12 protein-coding genes are annotated in these 19462 nt (G+C 61.9%); 4 read left to right on the forward strand and 8 right to left on the reverse strand.

The window, feature by feature from the left end; all coding sequences use genetic code 11:
* Positions 1-96: 96 nt before the first annotated feature.
* The 7 genes from CZ345_RS02865 to CZ345_RS02895 all read right to left on the reverse strand — a co-directional run bounded on the left by CZ345_RS02865 (position 97) and on the right by CZ345_RS02895 (position 13529).
* Positions 97-3084 carry a PD-(D/E)XK nuclease family protein gene (locus CZ345_RS02865; RefSeq protein ID WP_077071694.1) on the reverse strand — a complete coding sequence of 996 codons (2988 nt, stop codon included), beginning with the start codon at positions 3082-3084 and terminating at the stop codon, positions 97-99.
* Positions 3077-6343 (reverse strand): UvrD-helicase domain-containing protein, encoded by a 3267-nt coding sequence (locus tag CZ345_RS02870; RefSeq protein WP_077071695.1) that lies wholly within the window; start codon positions 6341-6343, stop codon positions 3077-3079. Before CZ345_RS02870 ends, CZ345_RS02865 begins: the two co-directional genes overlap by 8 nt.
* 159 nt (positions 6344-6502) lie before the next feature.
* The gene (locus CZ345_RS02875; protein ID WP_077071696.1) at positions 6503-7789 is read right to left on the reverse strand and encodes an ATP-dependent 6-phosphofructokinase; all 1287 of its coding nucleotides are present in this window, start codon (positions 7787-7789) and stop codon (positions 6503-6505) included.
* A 210-nt stretch (positions 7790-7999) separates the two neighbouring features.
* Positions 8000-8332 carry a ribosome hibernation-promoting factor, HPF/YfiA family gene (gene hpf / locus CZ345_RS02880; RefSeq protein ID WP_077071697.1) on the reverse strand — a complete coding sequence of 111 codons (333 nt, stop codon included), beginning with the start codon at positions 8330-8332 and terminating at the stop codon, positions 8000-8002.
* 166 nt (positions 8333-8498) lie between these two features.
* Positions 8499-9101, reverse strand: a complete 603-nt coding sequence (gene plsY / locus CZ345_RS02885) for a glycerol-3-phosphate 1-O-acyltransferase PlsY (RefSeq protein WP_077071698.1) — start codon at positions 9099-9101, stop codon at positions 8499-8501.
* A gap of 84 nt (positions 9102-9185) precedes the next feature.
* Positions 9186-11408, reverse strand: a complete 2223-nt coding sequence (locus CZ345_RS16835; RefSeq protein ID WP_077071699.1) for an ArnT family glycosyltransferase — start codon at positions 11406-11408, stop codon at positions 9186-9188.
* A gap of 159 nt (positions 11409-11567) precedes the next feature.
* Positions 11568-13529, reverse strand: coding sequence for a hypothetical protein (locus CZ345_RS02895; protein ID WP_077071700.1), 1962 nt, complete (start codon positions 13527-13529; stop codon positions 11568-11570).
* Positions 13530-13777: 248 nt separating this feature from the next.
* Between CZ345_RS02895 and CZ345_RS02900 the strand changes: the two genes are divergently transcribed.
* The gene (locus CZ345_RS02900) at positions 13778-13954 is read left to right on the forward strand and encodes a helix-turn-helix domain-containing protein (protein ID WP_077071701.1); all 177 of its coding nucleotides are present in this window, start codon (positions 13778-13780) and stop codon (positions 13952-13954) included.
* Between the two features lie 311 nt (positions 13955-14265).
* Here the strand turns inward: CZ345_RS02900 and CZ345_RS16485 are convergent, their stop codons facing one another.
* On the reverse strand, positions 14266-14694 hold the full coding sequence (locus CZ345_RS16485; protein WP_144277221.1) for a hypothetical protein: 429 nt from the start codon (positions 14692-14694) through the stop codon (positions 14266-14268).
* On the opposite strand from CZ345_RS16485, the gene dctP (CZ345_RS02905) reads away from it, so the two are divergent.
* The 3 genes from dctP (CZ345_RS02905) (at position 14695) to CZ345_RS02920 (ending at position 19413) form a co-directional block, all read left to right on the forward strand.
* On the forward strand, positions 14695-15771 hold the full coding sequence (gene dctP / locus CZ345_RS02905; RefSeq protein WP_077071702.1) for a TRAP transporter substrate-binding protein DctP: 1077 nt from the start codon (positions 14695-14697) through the stop codon (positions 15769-15771).
* A gap of 537 nt (positions 15772-16308) precedes the next feature.
* A complete protein-coding gene (gene dctP / locus CZ345_RS02910; RefSeq protein ID WP_077071703.1) occupies positions 16309-17382 on the forward strand; it encodes a TRAP transporter substrate-binding protein DctP in 1074 nt (357 codons plus the stop codon).
* A 117-nt stretch (positions 17383-17499) separates the two neighbouring features.
* On the forward strand, positions 17500-19413 hold the full coding sequence (locus tag CZ345_RS02920; protein WP_083717094.1) for a TRAP transporter large permease: 1914 nt from the start codon (positions 17500-17502) through the stop codon (positions 19411-19413).
* Positions 19414-19462: the final 49 nt, after the last annotated feature.

Here is a 19462-nt window from a genome sequence, read left to right on the forward strand (position 1 = left end):
GTGCCCGGGCAGGCCGTTACCGGAGCGCCCGTTTTTTTTTCGGGAAGGGCTTCCTCCGGGCGGGAGCGGCGGAGAAAAGACGGAGAGTTTTCCCTGTCAGCGGCAGCAGCTCTGATACGGGCAGCGGGCGCAGCGTTCCGTACGGCGGAGGGAAAACTCCGTGGCCGTGGCCATGTGACGCAGCAGAAAGCGCAGAAGGGCGGGAATGCGTTCCTGCATGATGATGTTGCGCGTTTCATTGTCGATGCCGTCGCCGAGCAGGGGAATTTCATCGCCTCTGTCGGCAAGCTGCACCAGAGCCGCATCCCAGAGCGGGGCGCGGCGCAGCGTATCGGCATGGGAAGGATCGTGCATACACAGGTATACATAGCAGGGAAGCTGCACGCTGGGCAGCGTACGGGCAAGTTCGGGCAGAGGATCGGTCAGGCCGGGCTGCCAGTGCTCCATGGCGTTCCAGAGTTCTTCATCGCCCCAGAAGGAGGGATGCGGCTGACGGCTCGTACTGCCGCTTTTGTAGTCGAGAATGACCAGTCCGGGAGCGCGGCGATCCAGTCTGTCGATTTTGCCTTCCAGCATGAAGCGGCGTCCGCCTTCCTCTATCATGGCGGAAACATTGTGTTCCAGCGCCATGAGCTCCAGCACGTCGGGCTGATGCGCGGCAAAGTCCTTCAGGCGTGAGGGGCCTGCGGCCTCCAGCATGAAGCGGCTCTGTGCGGGGAGATTGAGGGTGAGACTGCTCGCGGCAAGTTCCTCATGGAAAAGCTTTTCCAGCTCTTCCGCCGGTATGCTCCCCGTTTTCACCGCCCTGCCGAGGAAGGGCTGAAAGGCCCGGAGCAGTACGGAATGGAGCATGATGCCCACGCCGAGGTGATCGTCCCCTTCCATGACTTCTTCCGCCTCGCGCAGCGTGCAGGCATATTTGCGGAAGAAGAAGGCGGGGCAGGAAAGGTAGGCGTCCAGCGCCGTGGGGGATATCTTGCGGCTGAGGATATCCAGCATACGTTCGTTCATGGCGGGCGTACGCACGATGGGCGCTTCCCCGGGCATGGGCGGTTCCGCCATGGGAAAGGCCGCGGCAAGCAGCGGCTCTTCGCCGGGGCGGAGCATGTGCCCCGCGCGCTGCTCCACACGCCAGATGCATTCCTCCACCAGGCGGGAACGGAGTTTCTTGCCGTCCATGACGCCGCTCTGCACGCCCTCCTGCCAGTAGAGGAAAACCTCCTTCGCCCCGGCGATGAGCCGGTGAAAGGTGTGCGCTGCGAGAACATCACGGCGGCTGTTGTCCGGCAGGCCCAGCATGGGGCGCAGGCTGTCGGGCAGGAGAGGATCGCGTGCGGGCGCGCCGGGCAGGGCATCTTCGGTAACGTCCAGCATATAGACGCGGTCGAAATGCAGCAGACGGGTTTCCAGCGTGCCCAGTATCTGCAGGCCGGTAAGCGGGTCGGCCTCGAAGGGCACGCGCTGTTCGGCAAGGCTTTCCCTCACGATGGCAAAGAGCGAATCCTGCGAAAGGCGCTCTTTGGTCATGGCGTTGTCGGCAAGGGCGGGGATGACGTTCTGCATGAGCCTTGCCAGGCATTCCCCGTCCAGCGGAAAACGCGGCCAGATATGCCGCCCGTGTTCCAGAAGCAGCGCGCAGAGCGAACGCAGGCAGGCTGCCGTCTCTTCCAGCGTCGTCACGCTGCGCCAGTCTTCCACCAGCACGCGCATGGTCTTTTCCAGAAGACGGCCGTTTTCCTCGCAGAGTCCTTCCGCGAGAGGGCCGCCTTCCAGATCTCCCAGAATGTCGTCCACCAGGTCGGAGGCACAGGTAAGGGCGTCCACCATGCGGCCGCCCCGGCGGAGCGTGCCTTCCATACGGGAGAGAAAGGGGCGCAGGGACAGGATGGCGCCGTCTTCTCCCTCCGTACCCAGCATACGCACATAGGGATGACGGATGAGCGCCATGAGGCTTTTCCAGTGCACGCGCCCCTCTTCATCCATGCTGCGCCGCGTGTCGAGCAGTCTTTCCACAAGCTGGGCGAGCAGGGAACGCTGCAGAGGATAACCGAGAGAAATGTTGATGCTCTTTTCGGGAATATGGTGAAGCGTGGGCATGAGCAGCGAATCGTGGGAGATGACCACGGCCCGCCGTTCCTCGCGGCAGGGTCTTGCCGTGAGCTCGCTTTTCAGGGCGCGAAGCTGGGAATGCAGATCATACCCGGCATAAAAATGGATATGCGGCTCGCGGTTGCGGCTTTCTCCGAAGAGCTCTCCCCGCGCCTTCCAGCGGGAGAGCCATTCCTTGTGGTCGACGCAGCTCCAGTGCCCGCCGCCGGAAAGAATGCCCGGATCGGTATGCAGGCAGACGGCGGCTCCGCGCTCCCACAGATAGCGGAAAAGGCAATCTTCCGCACGGGTGAGCCGCACAAAGCCCGCGATGATGATTCTGCGCCCCTGAAGCCTGAGGGGAAGGTCGGGGCCGGCGCCGGCAAGCTGCGCCGCATGTTGCGCTTCCAGACCTGCGGTGCTCATGCCCCGGCCGCGCAGAAGAGCGCGCCAGCGTTCCTGTATGCGACCAAGGCTCCCCAGAAGCGTTACCGCATACGGGGCCACCATGTCGTCCACATGGAGCAGATCTTCCGCCTCCACCATGTGCATGGCGCATTCGTCCAGGAGGCGGGCGAGGCGTACGCCCCAGGGAAAGAAGCGGGCCATGCCGTCTTCATCGTGAAGGCTCCGGGCAAGTTTTGTCAGCGGCGTTTCCCGCTCTTCGTCCAGACCGATCTCAAGCAGGCAGTCCTTGAGCACGGCCACCTGATCCAGCGTGCCCGCCATGCGCGGTACGGTGCGCGTCCAGCTTTCCATGCAGGTTTCGATGAGCTGGCTCACGTTGACGATGTGCGGCAGAAGAAGCGGTGCCTTCGCTTCCTTTTTATAGATGTCCAGCAGATAGCGGCGGGGACGGTTGAGCGGGAACACGATGATCGCCTTGCCCGGTTTTCCTCCGGTCATATCGTGGGCAAGCTCGTGCACGCGCTGCATGAAGTCGTCGTCCCAGGGGACAATACGGAAGGGACTGAAGGTGCGCTGGCGGCTAGTCATGGCTGTCTCCGGGGAAAATCGGGAAAATTTCGCGGCGGTCGAGGTAGACGAGCGCGCCGCGCGCCTTCTGTCCCATGGCCTTTTCCAGAAGGTCCAGATAATGCAGAAGCTGCTGCCTGTGCCCGTCTGCGGGCAGGTCGCCGGAGGTGCCGGTTTTATACTCCACGGCGATGAGTTCCTTGCCGTCGTCCACCAGAAGGTCGACGCGGAACTGCCTGCCTTCTCCATCCAGCAGGGAATGTTCCGGCGTGCCGAAGGCCAGCCAGTGCGGCGTTTCCGGCAGACGGGCATACCAGGCGAGGCAGTCTTCCACTTCTTTCTGCACGTTTTCCCTGTCGGGTACGGGCAGAGGGAAGGTGGATATGCCGCGCGCGGCGGCGAGGGCGGCATCGCGCCTTGCCGAAGCTTCTCCCACGCCGGAAATCTGAAGGCCTTCCAGACAGTGATGGATGAGCGTACCGCGCCGTTTTGCCGTGAACGTCCAGTCTTCCAGATCGTTTTTGAAAATGCGCAGGCGCGGCAGCCAGCCCATGGGCCGCCAGGCATCCTCCTGCTCTTCCTGCGTTTCGGTATCTGCTTTTTCCGGGGGCATCACCGTGTTTTCGGGCGCGGGGGCGGCAGGCGCGGCGCTTTCTGCGGCGGGGCGGGGAGTCTCTTCCGCGGGAGCCTTCGGCTTGTCCCCCCAGTAAAGGTCGTCGCCCTCTTCCTTCAGCACGTCCGTCTGGCGGGAGATGAGCGTATCGAGCATGAGGGAGACCGGGCCGTCGGAGGCATCGGGCAGAAAACAGTAGAGTTCGCTTACGGCCCGCGTCATGGCCACATAGATGAGATGCAGGGATTCTCGGGCCGTATCCATGCGGTCTTTGAGCCAGGGGCGGCCCATTTCCCTGCACAGAGGAGCGAGCAGACCGACGCCCCGGCTTTTCCAGAACAGGGCCTTGTCGTCGGAGGCCCGGCCCAGGGAAAAGTTGAGCCAGGGCAGAATGACCACATCGAATTCCAGCCCCTTGGCCTTGTGCATGGTCATGATGCGCACGGCTTCCATGCTTTCGGGCAGAGGGGCCTTTTCCTGACTGCCGCTTTCGTCCCAGAGGTCGAGGAAGCCCGAAAGGTCGGAAATTCCCGCCTCCTCCGCACAGAAGAGCACTTCCAGAAAGCGCCGCACGAAGCCTTCCGCTTCGGGGCGGCGTTCCATGACGTTCCAGCGCTCCACGATTTCCATGACGGCGTCGTAAGGGGTGAGCAGTCCCGCGTTGTCGTGCAGGGGGGCGAACACTGCCTCCCATGCTTCGGGAAAATCCTGGGAGAACTGCGCAGCCATGCTTCTTCTGCGCGGACGCCGGGCCGCCCAGTCGAGAAGGTCCGTACCGGTAAGAAAGGCATCCTTATGGGGAAGCGGGGGGAGCAGCTCTTCGCAGAGCAGGGCGGACCAGAAGGCGATATCGTCTTCCGGGTCGTTCAGAAAGCGCAGCAGACTGACGATGCCCGCAATGACGGGCTGCTCTGCCAGAAGCAGGCTCCCCTGCGTCACCACGGGAATGTGGCGCGCCATGAGCCACGAAGAGGCCTTGGCCGCCTGTTCGTTGTTGCGCGTGAGTATGCAGATGTCTCCCAGAGAATGGGAGCATCCCAGCTTTTCCACCATGTCGGGCAGAAGACGGGAGAGACGCTCCTCCTCCCGGCCCTTTTCCAGTCTGCTCAGTTTTACGAAGCCGCCGGAACGGCATTTTTCCGCGCTCTGGGCGGCGCGGTCGAAGGCTTCGCACAGCAGCGCGGCCTGCTCGTTCAGCAGTTCCGCATCGCCTTCGGCAAGGGGACGCAGCAGCTCCCGCGCCACCTCCATGTTTCCGAGGGGGGAGAACAGCGCGTTGTTCCAGGCTACGATTCTTTTCCGGCTTCTCCAGTTGAAGGGCAGGGTTTCCAGCGTGGGCTGCCCCGCCAGGGAGAGCAGAGGAGAGCCTTTGCGGACGAGTTCGTCGAAGAGGGCGGCGTCGCCGCCGCGCCAGCCGTAGATGGCCTGCTTCACGTCGCCCACGATGGTGAGGGAACCGTTTTTGGCGAGAGCTTCCTCCGCCAGAGGCTGAAGAGCCATCCACTGGTCGCGGCTGGTATCCTGAAATTCGTCGATGAGCATGTGGCGCACCCGCGCGCCCAGGCGGCAGAAGAGTTCGTTCACGCCTTCGCTGTCGTCCGCGGCGCGTATGGCGAGCCTCGGTACCTGCGAGGCGGCAATGATGCCCGTGCGGCGTTCCTCGTCTTCCAGCCTGGAATACACGGCCTGCGCCAGTTCCGCAAAGGGCATGAGGCGGCGGGCCCCCATGAGCACGCGAAGATGCCGCATGTCGTCCCGTATGCTTTCATACAGGGCGTGCAGGGCAAGTCCGGCGCGGCCTTTTGATGCCTTGAGCAGGCAGTCGTCGAAGCTTTCCTTCTGGAGCATGGCGGAGGAGAAGGGGAGCTTCGAGGCGCGGCCGCCGCATTCTATGCAGGCCGTGAGGGCGTTCAGAAAGTGTTTGGATGCGGAAAGCTCCTCCTGTTCCAGGCGGGCGCGCAGTTCCCGCGCGTCGTTCTGTATGCCGCGGAGAATTTCCTGAAAATGTTCCTCCGCTTCTTCGGGGGAGGCAAGATCGCGGACGCTCCAGCCGTCCGCCGCAAGCATGAGGGATACCATGGCCGTCACGCGGTCGCGTATGCGTTCCCCCGCAAGAAAGCCCCTTACCTTTTCCGAACGCAGCATCTGGCGGCAGGCACGGCGGAAAATGGCCCCGAGTTCCTCGTCCGTGCGGGCGCGTTCGGCCATGTCGTCGAACAGGGGACCGGTGATCTCCTCGTCGGAAAAGCGCGGCTCGAAGTCGGGGGAAAGGTCGAAGTCCAGCGCGGAAAGGCGCACCATGAGGTGCAGCAGGCTGTCGATGGTGCGGATGTTCAGGGAACCGTAGCTCCGTATGAGCATGTCCACGGTTTCGCGGGCTCTGGCGGGCTTCCAGAAGGCGTCCTTCGCGTCCTTTCTGGAAGCGAGGGCCATGGTCTTCAGGCGCTGAAGCAGGCGTTCACGCATTTCTGCGGCGGCCTTGTTGGTGAAGGTGATGGCAAGAATCTCCTGCCAGCCGTAGCAGTCTTCTTCGGCAAGGGCGCAGCCGGAGGGCGGGCGGCTCCACGACGCGCCGGAAGATCCGGCCAGCAGGGAGAGGAAGGTACTGGTCAGGGTATAGGTCTTGCCGGACCCGGCGGACGCCTTGATCTGTCGAAATTCGCTCATGGGAAACGGGGTTGTCCGGGAGGGCATTCTCCCTTCAACCATCATCGGCTATTTGGCCCCTCTTCGCAAGAAGAACTGTCCGCAGGAAAGGAAAAGGCCCCCGCAGCGTTCTGCTGCGGGGGCCTCCGGCGCGTGATGCGCACCATAAGACGTCGCCTTTTAGGCGAGACGCTGGCCCGTGGTGGCGATGACGGAACGCCAGTAGTTGGACTTGATGTCTATCTGGCGGCGACGGCGCGTGACGAGCTGAAGCGGCAGGTGTACGAAGCGGTCCATGAGGCGGGCCACCACCATGTTGGTCTTGCCGGCCATGGCGGCGTGCACGGCGTTTCTGCCGAGGAGGCCGCAGTAGACCCTGTCGTTGGTGTTGGCGGGCACGGAACGCACGATGTAGCTCGGGTCGATGTACTTGACGGTGACGTCCATGTCCTTGGTGGCGAAATAGTTCTTGATGGACTTCTGGAGGAAGAGGCCGATGTCGCCGAGGACGCGGTTGCCGGAAGCATCGGTCTTGCCGCTGGCGGTAAGCAGATCCTGCCCGGCGCCTTCGGCCGCGACGATGACGGCGTGGGAACGGTTGCGCAGGCGTTCTTCCAGAGCGGGGAGCAGGCCGCCTTCGCCTTCGAGCTTGAAGGGCACTTCAGGCACGAGAACGAAGTTGACGATGTTCAGCGACAGCGTGGCCTGAGCGGCGATGAAGCCGGATTCGCGGCCCATGAGCTTGACGAGGCCCACCCCGTAAGGCGCGCCGATGGCTTCGGTATGGGCGCAGCGCAGCGAGGAGGTGGCCACGTCCACGGCGGTGTCGAAGCCGAAGGACTTGGGCACGAAGTTGATGTCGTTGTCGATGGTCTTGGGAATACCGATGACGGAGGTGTGCAGATTGCGGCGGAAGATTTCTTCCTGAATGGCCGCAGCGGCCTTCATGGTGCCGTCGCCGCCTATGATGTACAGGATGTTGACGTTCATCCTTTCCAGCGCGTCCACGATTTCCTCGGCGCTCTGCGGGCCGCGGGAGGAACCGAGAATGGTGCCGCCGAAGGTGTGGATTTCGGACACGTTGCGCGGCGTCAGTTCCATGATGTCGTGGTGATACTTGGGAATGAAGCCTTCAAGCCCGTAGCGGATGCCGAGGATGGAACGCACGCCGTAGCCGTAGTAGGATTCCAGAACCACGGCGCGGATGACGTCGTTGAGGCCGGGGCAGAGGCCGCCGCAGGTGACGATGGCGGCCTTGGTCTTGCCGGGATCATAGTAGACGTGCTGGCGGGGCCCCGCCTGCTCGATGGAAACGGGAGCGCCTTCAAGACCCTGAACGTCTTCTCCGCCGTGTTCGGCGTCAAGGTAGAAGGGAATGGGAGTATCGTCGACATAAGGCCCTATGGCCGGATTGTCTATTTTGGCCTTGCCGACCGTCATGATGTGCGTATCTATTTCGTGACTCATTTGAAGCCTCCAAAATCATAGAGCGAAGAGAATACTTTGTTTGACTTCGCTTGTCACGTAAAAAATTTCAGGCGTTCGCGGTGCATCCGCGATGCGGAAAAACGGGAATTTTTCTCTTCCTTCAGGGCAGCGGGGCGGAGCACGAGCACGGACAAAAAAGCCCCCGGCGTTGCGACCGGGGGCGGAATTCAAAAGGGGAAAAGGGGCGAGCTATTCGTCGGCTTCGCCGAGGGAGTTCACCATGGTGTCGCGGTTGATCTGGCTGCGGCGTTCGCTGGCCTTGCGGAGCTGCTGTCCGATGCGGTCGTTGCACAGGTCGATGGCGGCGTACATGTCGTCGTTCTTTTCACTGGCGGCGAAGTTCAGATCCTGCCCGGTGAGCAGAAGGTCGACTTTCGGCCTGTTGCTTTCCATGGAAAGGGTGACCAGAAGCTTGGCCGCCTCATCTCCGACCATGCGGTCTATCTTCTGGAAACGCTTGAGGGCGTAGTTCTTCAGGGGATCGGAAGGGGTGAGATTACGGAAAACAACTTCGATCTGCATAAGCAATTCCTTCCCCGGCCAGGCCGGGAGCGGGGTGGCCCCGCGTTCATGGGACGCAAAGACATCGGACCATACGGTCTTTTGCTCTTAAAAAGCAACGTAGCATAGAAGATGATGAAGGTCCAGTATTACCGCTGTTGCAATGCACAGGTTTTTTTTATGGATTTTACCGCTTTTTTCCTGCAAGGAATTTGCTTTCCTCACCCCTTGCAAGGCGGCCGATGTTGGCGCGATGCGCCCATACTATCATGGCGCAGAGAATGACCGCGAGAGGCACCAGGTCGAAGCGGCCGAACAGGGCGTAGAACAGGATGAGCGAAACCGACATGACCATGGATCCGAGGGAAACGTAGCGTGTGACGGCAATGACGGCCACGCAGCAGAGCACGGCGCAGAGAAGCGGCCAGAAGGCCAGGGGCAGGAGCGCGCCTATGGTGGTGGCCACGCCCTTGCCGCCGCGGAAGCCGAGGAAGGGGGATTTCACATGTCCCGTTACCGCCGCAAGAGCCACGGCGCTCTGCATGTAGGCGGAGGGCAGCAGATGCACGGCCAGCAGCACGGGCAGCAGGCCCTTCATGATGTCGCAGAAAAGCGTGAGTATGCCCCAGGGCAGACCGCAGAGCCGGGCGACGTTGGTGGAACCGATGTTGCCGCTCCCCGCCTTGCGCGGGTCTATGCCCTTGAAGGTTTTGGCGATGACCAGTCCGAAGGGGACGGCGCCGAGAAGGAAGGCCAGAGCGACACAGAAGAGAAGGGCGAGATAGGTCATGATGATATGTCCGGGTTGAGGTTCTGCCTGTGCGGAAAAAACATGCCCGGCGCGACCTGCCGTCGCGCCGGGCATGGGCTTTGTTTACAGGGCGGGGGCTGGAGCGGGAGCTTCAACCGGAACCGGGGCTTCGGCGGGAGCCTCGGCGGCAGGCGTCGCGGTTTCAGGAGCGGGAGCTTCCGCCGGAGCGTCCTGAGCGGGGGCCTGTTCTGCAGGGTCGGCGGCGGGTTCGGCGGGGACTTCCTGCACGGCCGGGCTTTCCGCAGGGGCGGGGGCGGCGTCGACGGTCACTACCACATAGGGCTTGTGCACCATCCACGCCGTGAGTACGGTCTTCGCTCCGGCGGGCTTGTCGGCCCATGCCTTCCAGTCGGCTTCGGGCATGGCCATGACGGCTCTGGGGTGCTCCTTCAGCCATGCGTCGCGCGCTTTTTCATTGGCGAGATCGGGCACGGAGATGCGCTTTCCTTCGGAGGGGATGATCTCATTGATATGCCAGGCATAGGCTCCGGGATAGACGTGGAACGCGGCCGGGGCGTAGCCTTCCTTCACCTTTTCGGCCATGGCGACGGCCTGCGAGCGCGGGCTGAGAAGCTTGTCCATGGAGGGAGCCACGAAGAAGTGATAGGGCTGGAGCAGCAGCACCATGCCCACGGCGGTGACGAGCAGCGCGCCGCCGGGCAGGGAGAGGCGGGTGAAGAAGAGCAGCACCACGGCGAGCAGCACGAGGATGCCGCCCATGTACATGACGCCTTCCAGCGCTTCCAGCCAGGGATCGGCCATGGCCGGGACCGGGGGCAGGAAGCCGCCGATGTACGGACGGAGCATCGGGAACACGTCCACCAGCACGAGGGCGAGGCCCGCTACGGCCAGCACGGCGGAAACAAGGCTGAAGAAGCAGCGGCTGCGGCCGGGAGTGAGGCGGAGCAGCGAGCGGCCGGTGAGTACGGCGAGGGGCGCAAGCAGAGGCAGGGCGTAGACGGCCATTTTTGCCTGTACGCAGGAAAGCATGGCGGCGCCGGAGAAGAACCATATCCACAGCCAGCTCGAGCCGCCGTTTTCCCTGCGGGATTTCCACGCGCCGGGAATGCCGCGCAGCGCGGCGAACCAGTTCACGAACAGGATGATGAGCACCCAGGGGGCCCAGATGACGGGAATGGCGGCCAGGTAGTACCACCAGGGCTCTGCATGATGGCCGCCTTCCAGTACGCGGCCGGCAAGCTGCGTGCCCAGCATGTCGCGCAGATAGTCCTGATGCCCTTCAAGGTAGAGGGCGCCGAGCCAGGCGGCAACCACAAGAAGCATGAGCAGAAAGCCCGGCAGACCGTCGCGTCCGTTCAGGCGGCCGGGAGTGCCGCGCCAGAAGAGGAAAAGAATGCTCGCAGCCACGGCGAAGGCGATGCCGAGGGGGCTTTTGATGAGCGTGGCCACGCCCATGAGCACGAAGCCCGCCGTGAGCCAGAACGGTGCGAAGGACTTGATCCAGCCGCGGTACAGGCACGTCATGCCCAGCGTGACCACGGCGGCGAAAAGAAGGTCCATGCGGGGATAGCAGGCCGCGCCGCTGATGTAGAGGCAGCTCAGAGCCACAAGACCGGAGGCGAAGGCCTCGCGCCTGTCGTGACCCGTGCCCCGCGCCAGCAGCCAGATGGAACCGATGAACAGCGCGTGGGAAACGGCCACGGCCAGGAAGAAGACCATGGGCATGGTGACGCCGGGAATCCTGCACAGCGCTTCCATGAACCAGAAATAGAGCGGCGGCTTGTCGGGGTAGGGTATGCCGTTCAGGGTGAGCATGAGCCAGTCGCCGTTGCGGAGATTCATGAAGGCGTCGGCAAGGCGCACCTCATCCGAGAACCACAGATCGCGCACCTGCCAGACTTCAAGGAAGGTCATGGCGGCGGCAAGTACGATGAGCAGGGGCAGGCCCGCATAGGAGAGCGCGTCGAATACCTTTGCGGCGGGGCCGGAGGGCGGGGCCGGAGGCGTTTCCGGCGCCGCCGCAGCGGAAAACTTTTTGCGGACGACCTTGCGCTTTTTCACGGGTTCGGCGAGCTTCAGCGGAGTATCTTCCGCCGCCTTCGCTTCTTCTCCGGGCGTTTCCGTCGTTTCCGGCTGCGGCGTGTTTTCCCCCTGTTCAGGAGATTCTTCCGCCTTGACTTCCGTCGCAGGTTCCCCGGCCTGCGGGGTCTCGGGGGCGGGGGTCTCCTCCTTTGCGGGGGCTTCCGTTTCCTGAGCGGCGGGAGTGTCGTTGCCTGCGGAAAATTTTTCCTTGTCCTGTTCGGTGCGTTCTATCTTTTCGTCCATGGCGGGCTCCGCTGAGGTTCATAAAAGGTCTTCAAACCTGTCGACAAGTGTGGAAAGTATCCCAAAATATCCACGGCGGCGCAAGCCCCGCGCCGTATTCCGGGCGATTTTTCATGCGCTTTTCCGCGCGTCGGCGTTTCTCCGGGGCCGCGGCAGGGGTCAGCGCAGCAGAACCGCCCTCCATCCCAGGGGAGAAAGCGTCACCTTTCCGGGGGAAACGGTTTTTCCGGTAAGGAGATCGACCCTTGAGGATGCGCCGTCCCACAGGGAAAATTCCGGGGCAACGGTCGTGCCGTTCTCCGAAAAGTTGCCGAAGAAGACCAGACTTGCGCCGGAGGGAAGCACGCTTACCGTGACGAGTACGCTTTGCTCCGCGCAGTCCGGCACGAGGGTGAGCCTTCCCTTGGAGATGCCGCAGTTTTCCCGGGCGGTGATCATGGTTCTCAGCCTGTCTTTCGCGTCGCTGCCGGGGCGGCGGTACAGAGCGAGGCCGGAGGGCAGGCCCCGGCGGCTTGCGGGGACGGGGTCCATCTGCCAGAGCGGGGGCGTGGCGGGCCAGTCCTCTCCCAGCGGCAGGGCTCCCGAAAGATCGGAACCGGAAATCATGAGCAGCCCCGGCAGAAAGGCCCGCGCCGCTATCTGGAGCATATGGGCGTCCTCCACGGCGTATGCGGGCGTTTGCTCCGGCGCTTTGCCGGGAGGGAGGCGCAGGCTTGCGGCGGCAAGAGCGGGGGCGCTGATGCGGGGCGCTTTCTCCTGTCCGTGCTGCGGCGTCAGAAGCGAAGCCCAGCCTTCCGGCATGAGGGGAAGCAGCGCTTCCCCGGCACGGCGGGGCAGCCCGTCCGCGGCAGCGCGCCACAGCGCCTTGTGATCCACGCCGAGCCTCAGCGAGCGGCGCAGACTCCGCCGCACGGGGTCCGCATTCTGCAGCAGCAGGGATTTTTCCAGGGAGGGAAAGAGCACGGAGTCGAAGCAGAAGTCCACGCCTGAGCGCTGGAGGGCGGCCAGGCGTTCCATGGGCAGGGAATCTTCCATGAGCAGGGCCGCGCCGTAACGGTGTGCGTTGCGCGAAAGGGTGCTCAGGGCCGAAAGGCCCGGCTCAAGATTATCCTTTGCGGTGGAAGTCTCACCGGGGGAGACGGCGTCCAGCCCCATCCATGCCGCCGCGTGGAGACCGACGAGAGCCTGATGACGAAGTCCCGCCTGTTCGATGAGCGCCGCCTCCATGATGCGTCTCGCCGCGCCGGAAGGGTCGTCCCAGTACAGAACGGGCCGTTCCGGGCTGGCGTACCAGCGGTATATCCAGCGCCTTTTCACGCCGTCCACCCCGACGACGGGTCCTGTGGCCGCCCAGCCCCGCGCCTCCTCCGCAAAACCCGGCGCATCCTGCACGAGGGCGGGCGCCATGAGGCCCCGCGCGGCGAGCGCGTCCGTTTCGGCGGAAGAAAGGGCGGCCTGCTCCTGCGGCGCAAGGTCCGGCAGAACATGCTGCAGTTCACCGGGAACTTCCAGCATGGCATACAGGCCGGGGTAGTCGCGCACGGCGCGCAGGGCAAGGAAAAAGTCCGGCCCCATGCCGGTGTGGGCGGGCGGCATCGTTCCGCCGGCGAGGAGCTCCGCTCCGGCAAGGGAAGCGAGCAGAGCGTCGTATTCTTCATTGCCGCCTGCCGTCCTGCCGAGGGAAAGCCCCGTGGCATCCTCTCCCAGTCCGCAGGCCGGGGAACGCCCCTTCCATTCGTCGCCGGTGTCGGCCATGCCGGACAGATAGAGGCCCCGTATGCCCAGAGAGGCAAGTTCTTCCGCCGTGTTCTTCCTGGCGAGCGCGGAGAGAAAGGAACCCTGCCCCGTCCATGCCGTAAGCGCGGGGGAGGCCCGGAACCATGTTCCTGCCGTTTGGGGCAGAAGCGACGTGCGCGAACCGCAGCGCCAGTTCAGGGAGGAGCCGCTTACGACAGAGGTCACTTCCCCAGCCCTGCGCAGACATGCCTGTTCCTCAAGCCACTGAATATAGGCTGGCCCCGGCCTGCCCGGAAGTTCCGTATGCCCCGATACGGGCACTTTGGGTGTGCAGGCAAAAAGCAGGGCCAGGGCCGATGCCGTGAAAAGAAGGGAGAGCTTCATACCATACTCATATCGGCCGCAGCACGGAGCTGCCGTGTTGAAGCGGGGCGTTTTCGGCGCGGAACCGGCTTTCCGCGTTGTCCTTTCTGCGGCGGAAGCGCGAAGTCTCCGCCTTGCGCAGGGGTTCGCCCGCCGGAGATGAAAAAATAATCAGGAATGTTTCCTGATAAGTCTTGCCTTTTGTCGGGAGAAAGGCTACAAGCAGGGCTCAGGCGCAGCTCATGCGCCGTACAAAAAAGGAGATTAGCATGGAAGATCAGGTTCTCAAAGCCATGAAGGAAGCCGGAAAGCCCGTCCGCCCCGGCGATATTGCCAAGATTCTCGGCGTGGATTCCAAGGAAGTGTCCAAGGCCTGCGCCGAGCTGAAGAAGGCGGGCAAGATTCATTCCCCCAAGCGCTGCTACTACGAGCCTGTGGCGGAATAGATTCCGGCCTTGAAGCAGAAGAAAAACCGGCCTTGCGCCGGTTTTTTTGTATCCTTCGTCCGGCGGAGGCGGAAGAGGGCGTATGCTGCGCCGGACGCGCCGGGCCGCTGCGTTTTGAGGCATGACGGCGGGGAATGTTGCATGACGGGCCCCCTTGAGTGAGTTTTCTTCGGGGAGGGGAGGCGCACGCGGAACGAATGCGGAAGGCGAGTCCGGGCACGGGTCCGCATCGGAGGGGAAGAGGTTTTCCGTTTCCCGGAAAGGCGGAAACGCACGGGAAATGCGGCCGTGTCGTTTTTGCGTTTTTCTCCTCATGGGCCGTCGGCCGCAGGGGAAAGCGGCGCCGCTTCCGCAAGATGTGCCTGCGGACCGTATAAATGAAAGCTTCCGCCATGCGGCAGGGGGAGGATGAAAGGCATGTTTACAAGAAGAAGGTCGCCGGGTGACGGAGTGTTGGTTGAGGAAAGAACGGGAAAACAGGTATTGTGATAAAAAGCACGATAAGAGGGTCCGTTCAGGTTTTTCTGTCCGGGAGAAAGGAGTTTTCCGCCGGAATCTTCTTCAGCGTCCTTCCGGCCTGCGGAGGCGGAAAATTCAAGGGAGACAGGGGATGGCGGGAATTTTCCTGTTGACGGGGGGCTGGCTTCCCTACTATAAAAATCATACACGGGAAAAAGGCCGTGACGCTGTTTTTTGTTGGTGAAAAAATCGGTAAAAAATTCACAAAAAGGAGCTTGCATATGCTGAAAAAGTTCGGAGTGATGGCCATGGTTCTCGCCATGGGCGGAATGCTGGCCTTTACCGGAACCGCCGTGGCGGCCAAGGGGTTCAAGCATCTGTCCTTCATGGGCGGCTACATGGAGAAGCACCCCACCACGGTGAACGTGTTCAAGCCTTTCATCGCGGCTGCCGAAAAGCAGTTCAACGGCAAGCTTTCCTTCGACTATTTCTCCACCAACTCCCTGTATCCCGAATCGGAAGCGTTTGCCGCCGTGACCGACGGCCGTGTGGACATCGGCGAAGTACGCCCCTCCGTTTTTCCCGGCAAAATGAATCTGCTCGGCGTGGTGGCGCTGCCCGGCATGTGCCCCAATGCCATCGTGGGCAGCATGGTGGCCGAGGAACTCATCCAGAAGTTCCAGGCCGTGCGCGATGAATTTCCGCCGAACTCCGTACATTTCACTTCGTGGGCTTCCGCCGCGTATCAGATTCATTCCCTCAAGCCCATCCGCAATGCGGAAGAACTGAAGGGCAAGAAGATCATTGCCTGGGATGCCACCACTCTGGAATATGTGAAGGCTCTCGGCGCCAATCCCATCCGCATGAGTTCTCCCGACACGTATCTCGCGCTTTCCAAGGGAATGGCCGACGGCGTGCTCTGCCCGCTGGCCCCTCTTCGTTCCTATAAGATCACCGAAGCCACCAAGCATCATCTCATCCTGAATCTCGGCGTCAACACGTTCTGCCTGGAAGCGAACAAGGACCTGTGGGATTCCATGCCCGACGACATGCGCGCCTGGCTCAAGCAGGAAGGCGGCCTGAAGATGGCCGAAGCCTGCGGCAAGTCTCTGGAAGACGGGGCGAAGGACGACACCGCCTGGATGGAAAAGCAGGGGCACACCTTCTATTATCTCAATGATGAGGAACGTGCCGCCATTCTCGCGCCTCTGGCGAAGTTCACCGATCTTTGGCAGAAGGAAGAGTGCGGGAATATGGACCCCGTACTTGTCGAGGAAGTGTTGAAGTTCGCCCGCGAACGCAGCAGGTACTATACGGAGCAGGTCCGCTCGGGCGCGTTCGGCGACTACAAGATCTAGCATGGACGCGGCATGGCCGCGATGCATCGGTTCCGACGCCGTGCGGCTTCGGAGCGGGCGGACAGCCTCGGAAGGTGTCCGCCGGAAATTCAGGAGCCCCGGGGCGCAGCCGTCCGGGGCTCCTGTCGCCTCAGGCGGCAGGGAGCCGTGCCCGCACCGGTCAGGCCGCAGGTCCCGGAGCAGGGAGCGGGGGACCCTCATCTGCGGTGCGCTTCGTGCTTTTTTTATCCAATAGGGCGTTTTCCATGACTTTTTCTTCCCTTCGACTGTTTTTTCAGGAGGGAAGGCAGCGGATTTTTCCAGGAGAAACGCCGGAAAGCGACATTTTTATGCGTTTTTCCATCATGCTGCCTTTTGCGAAAAGGATATTTTTACGGTAATGATTTCATGGAATTAGGCCATGGAAAAAATTTTCCCTATTGACTTAAGGTTGATATTTATTTTACTAAGACTCTAATGAATGAGGCTTTGAAGCTGTTCCTGGGGACGGCTTTTCGGCAGGTATAAGGACAATTTTCACATTACAAGGAGTCGGATATGTTGAAACGATTCGGAGCTCTGGCCGCTGCTCTGGCCGTGGGCGGAATGCTGGCCATGTCGGGAACCGCCATGGCCGCCAAGGGGTTCAAGCATCTGTCCTTCATGGGCAGCTACCTTGAAAAGCATCCCACCGTGGTGAACTACTGGGAACCCTATTTCAAGGCCACGGACGAAAAGTTCGGCGGCAAGCTGACCTTCGACTACTTTGCCACCAACTCCCTGTATCCCGAATCCGAAGCTCCTCAGGCCATCACCGACGGCCGCGTGGACTTCGGCGTGCTTCGTCCCTCCGTGTATCCCGGCAAGTACAACCTGCTGAACGTGGTGGCCATTCCCGGCATGTGCCCCAACGCCATCGTGGGTTCCCTGGTGCTTGAGGACATCATCGAGAAGTTCCCCGAAGCGCGTGCCGAACTTCCCGACAACAGCGTGCATTTCACTTCCTGGGCTTCCGCCGCGTATCAGCTGCATACCCTCAAGCCCGTCAAGACCATGGAAGATCTGAAGGGCAAGAAGATCATCGTGTGGGACGCCGTCGCGCTTGAACTCGTGAAGGCTCTCGGCGCCAACCCCATCCGCATGAGCTCTCCCGATACCTATCTTGCCCTGTCCAAGGGCATGGGCGACGGCGTCATCTGCCCGCTCGCTCCCCTCAAGTCCTACAAGATCACCGAAGCCACCAAGTACCACCTGATGCTCAACATCATGGTGCAGGCCTTCACCATGGAAGCGAACAAGGACCTGTGGGACTCCATGCCCGACGACATGAAGAGCTATCTCAAGCAGACCGGCGGCATGGAAATGGCGCTCGGCGTGGGCAAGTCTCTGGAAGACGGCGCCAAGGAAGACACGGCCTGGATGGAATCTCAGGGCCACACCTTTTTCTATCTCACCGATGAGGAACGCGCTCCCTTCCTTGCGCCTCTCGGCCAGTTCGTCAACGACTGGAAGGCCTCCTGCGAAGGCGAAAAGCCCGAAGTCATCGACGCCGTGTACAAGTACGCTCAGGAACGTTCCAAGTTCTATACCGAAGAGATGAGAGCCGGCAAGTACGGCGACTACAAGATGTAATGTGTCGCGGGAGGGAGAGTTCCGTCTCCCTCCCGTCCGTTCATCACAGGCACGTTTTCTGGCTACCCTTTTCTGTGCGGTCCGCCCGGGTGCGGATCGTGAAAAGCCGAGGTCTCCATGGCAGAACAAGTTTCCCTTTCTCCCGCTTTTCAGAGCATACATGACTTTCTTGAAAAACTGACCACCAAGGTGAGCTGGCTGAGCTATGTGGCCATGGCCATTCTGCCCGTGCTCATCACCGTGGACGTATGCTGCCGTCTGTTCGGTTTCAGCGTGCCCGGCTCGCTGGAACTTCAGGAAAATCTTCTGGCGCTCACCACCTTCTCCTTCATGGCGGTTCTTCAGCTGCACGACCGTCACATGATGATCGACTTCATCTATGAGCGCATGTCCAAGAGTATGCAGCGCTGGTGCGACATGACGGTGGCCTCTCTGGTGCTCGGCGTCATGGTGCTGCTCACCTTCGAAAGCTACGACGCTTTCCTGAGCAAGTTCGGCACCCAGTCCATGGAGCTCTACATTCCTCTGGAATTCTACTACTGGATGCCCGTGATGGGTCTCTGCCTCACGGCCGTCGTGGCGCTGTTCCAGTTCCTGCGCGAGAGCGTCAAGTGCATCGGCACCGGCCACTATGTTCCCTTCGTGCTCGGCGTCGCCTTTGCCTTTGCGCTGGCCTATCTGCCTTTCTGGTACCGTGAAAGCCCCTACGAAATTTCCAACCTCTTCCTCGGACTCATAGCGTTCGGCCTGCTCTTCCTCTTCCTGTTCATCCGTATGCCCATCGCCTGGGCCATGAGCATCATCGGCGCCATGGGCATGGTGGCCGTTTCCCGTAACATCGTCGCCGCTCTGGCCGCCGTGGGTACCACGCCGTACGCCGCTTCCGCCAACTACAACCTTGTGGCCCTGCCGCTTTTCGTGCTCATGGGCTGCATGATTCTTTACTCCGGCATTTCCGTCGACCTGTTCAATTCCGCCAACAAGTGGATAGGCCACATGCCCGGCGGCATGGGCATGGCCGGCGTTGCAGGCTGCACGGGCTTTGCCGCCGTGTGCGGCGACTCCCTCTCCACCGCCGTGACCATGGGTTCCGTGTCTCTGCCGGAAATGATGCGCCTCAAGTATTCGCCCTCCCTCGCCACGGGCTCTCTGGCCGCAGGCGGTACGCTGGGCATCCTCATTCCGCCAAGCTCGGGCTTCATCATTTACGGTATCGTGACGGAAGTCTCCATCGGGCGTCTGTTCATGGCCGGTCTCGTGCCCGGCATCATGCTGGCCCTCATGTTCATGGGCTACATCTACTACATGGCCGTGCGTCATCCCGAGCTGGCTCCCCGCGGCCCCAAGTACACCCTGGAGGAGAAGATTCAGTCCTCCATGGGCCTGCTTCCCATCCTTGCCCTGTTCGTGCTGGTGCTCGGCAGCATCGTGGCCGGTATCTGCTCTCCCAACGAAGGCGGCGGCATCGGCGCCATGGGCGCCTTCCTGTATGCCCTCGCCCGCCGTAAGGTGACGAAGGAAAACCTGCTCGCCTCTCTGCATGAAACCGGCGAACTCACCGCCCGCATCATGGGCATCATGGTGGGCGTGGCCATCCTCGGCTACTTCTTCGCCGCCACCCGTCTGCCCTTCCTGCTGGCCGACTTCATCGTCTCCCTGCCGTTCAACCGCTACTGGGTCTTCGCCATCATCGTGGTCATCTACATCATCCTCGGCTGCATGATGAACGTTATCCCCATGCTCATGCTCACCCTGCCTTCCATCTTCCCCACCGTGGTTGCCCTCGGCTTCGACCCCGTGTGGTTCGGCGTGGTGTCCGTCATGATCATGGAAATGGGCCAGATCACGCCTCCCGTGGGCGTGGTGGTCTTCGCTCTTGCCGGTGTGGCCAAGGGTATCCCCATCGAAACCATCTTCAAGGGCATCGTTCCCTTCGTGGGCCTGATGATTCTTGCGGTGGTGCTCATCACCTTCATCCCGGATATCGCCCTCTGGCTGCCTTACACCCTCATGGGTCCGGAAGTACTCTAATGCTTTTCCCGCTCCCGGGGGCTTCGGCCCCCGGAACGTCCCCCCTAAC

The organism is Mailhella massiliensis, assembly GCF_900155525.1.
In the GTDB taxonomy this organism is placed as follows: Bacteria; Desulfobacterota; Desulfovibrionia; order Desulfovibrionales; family Desulfovibrionaceae; genus Mailhella; species Mailhella massiliensis.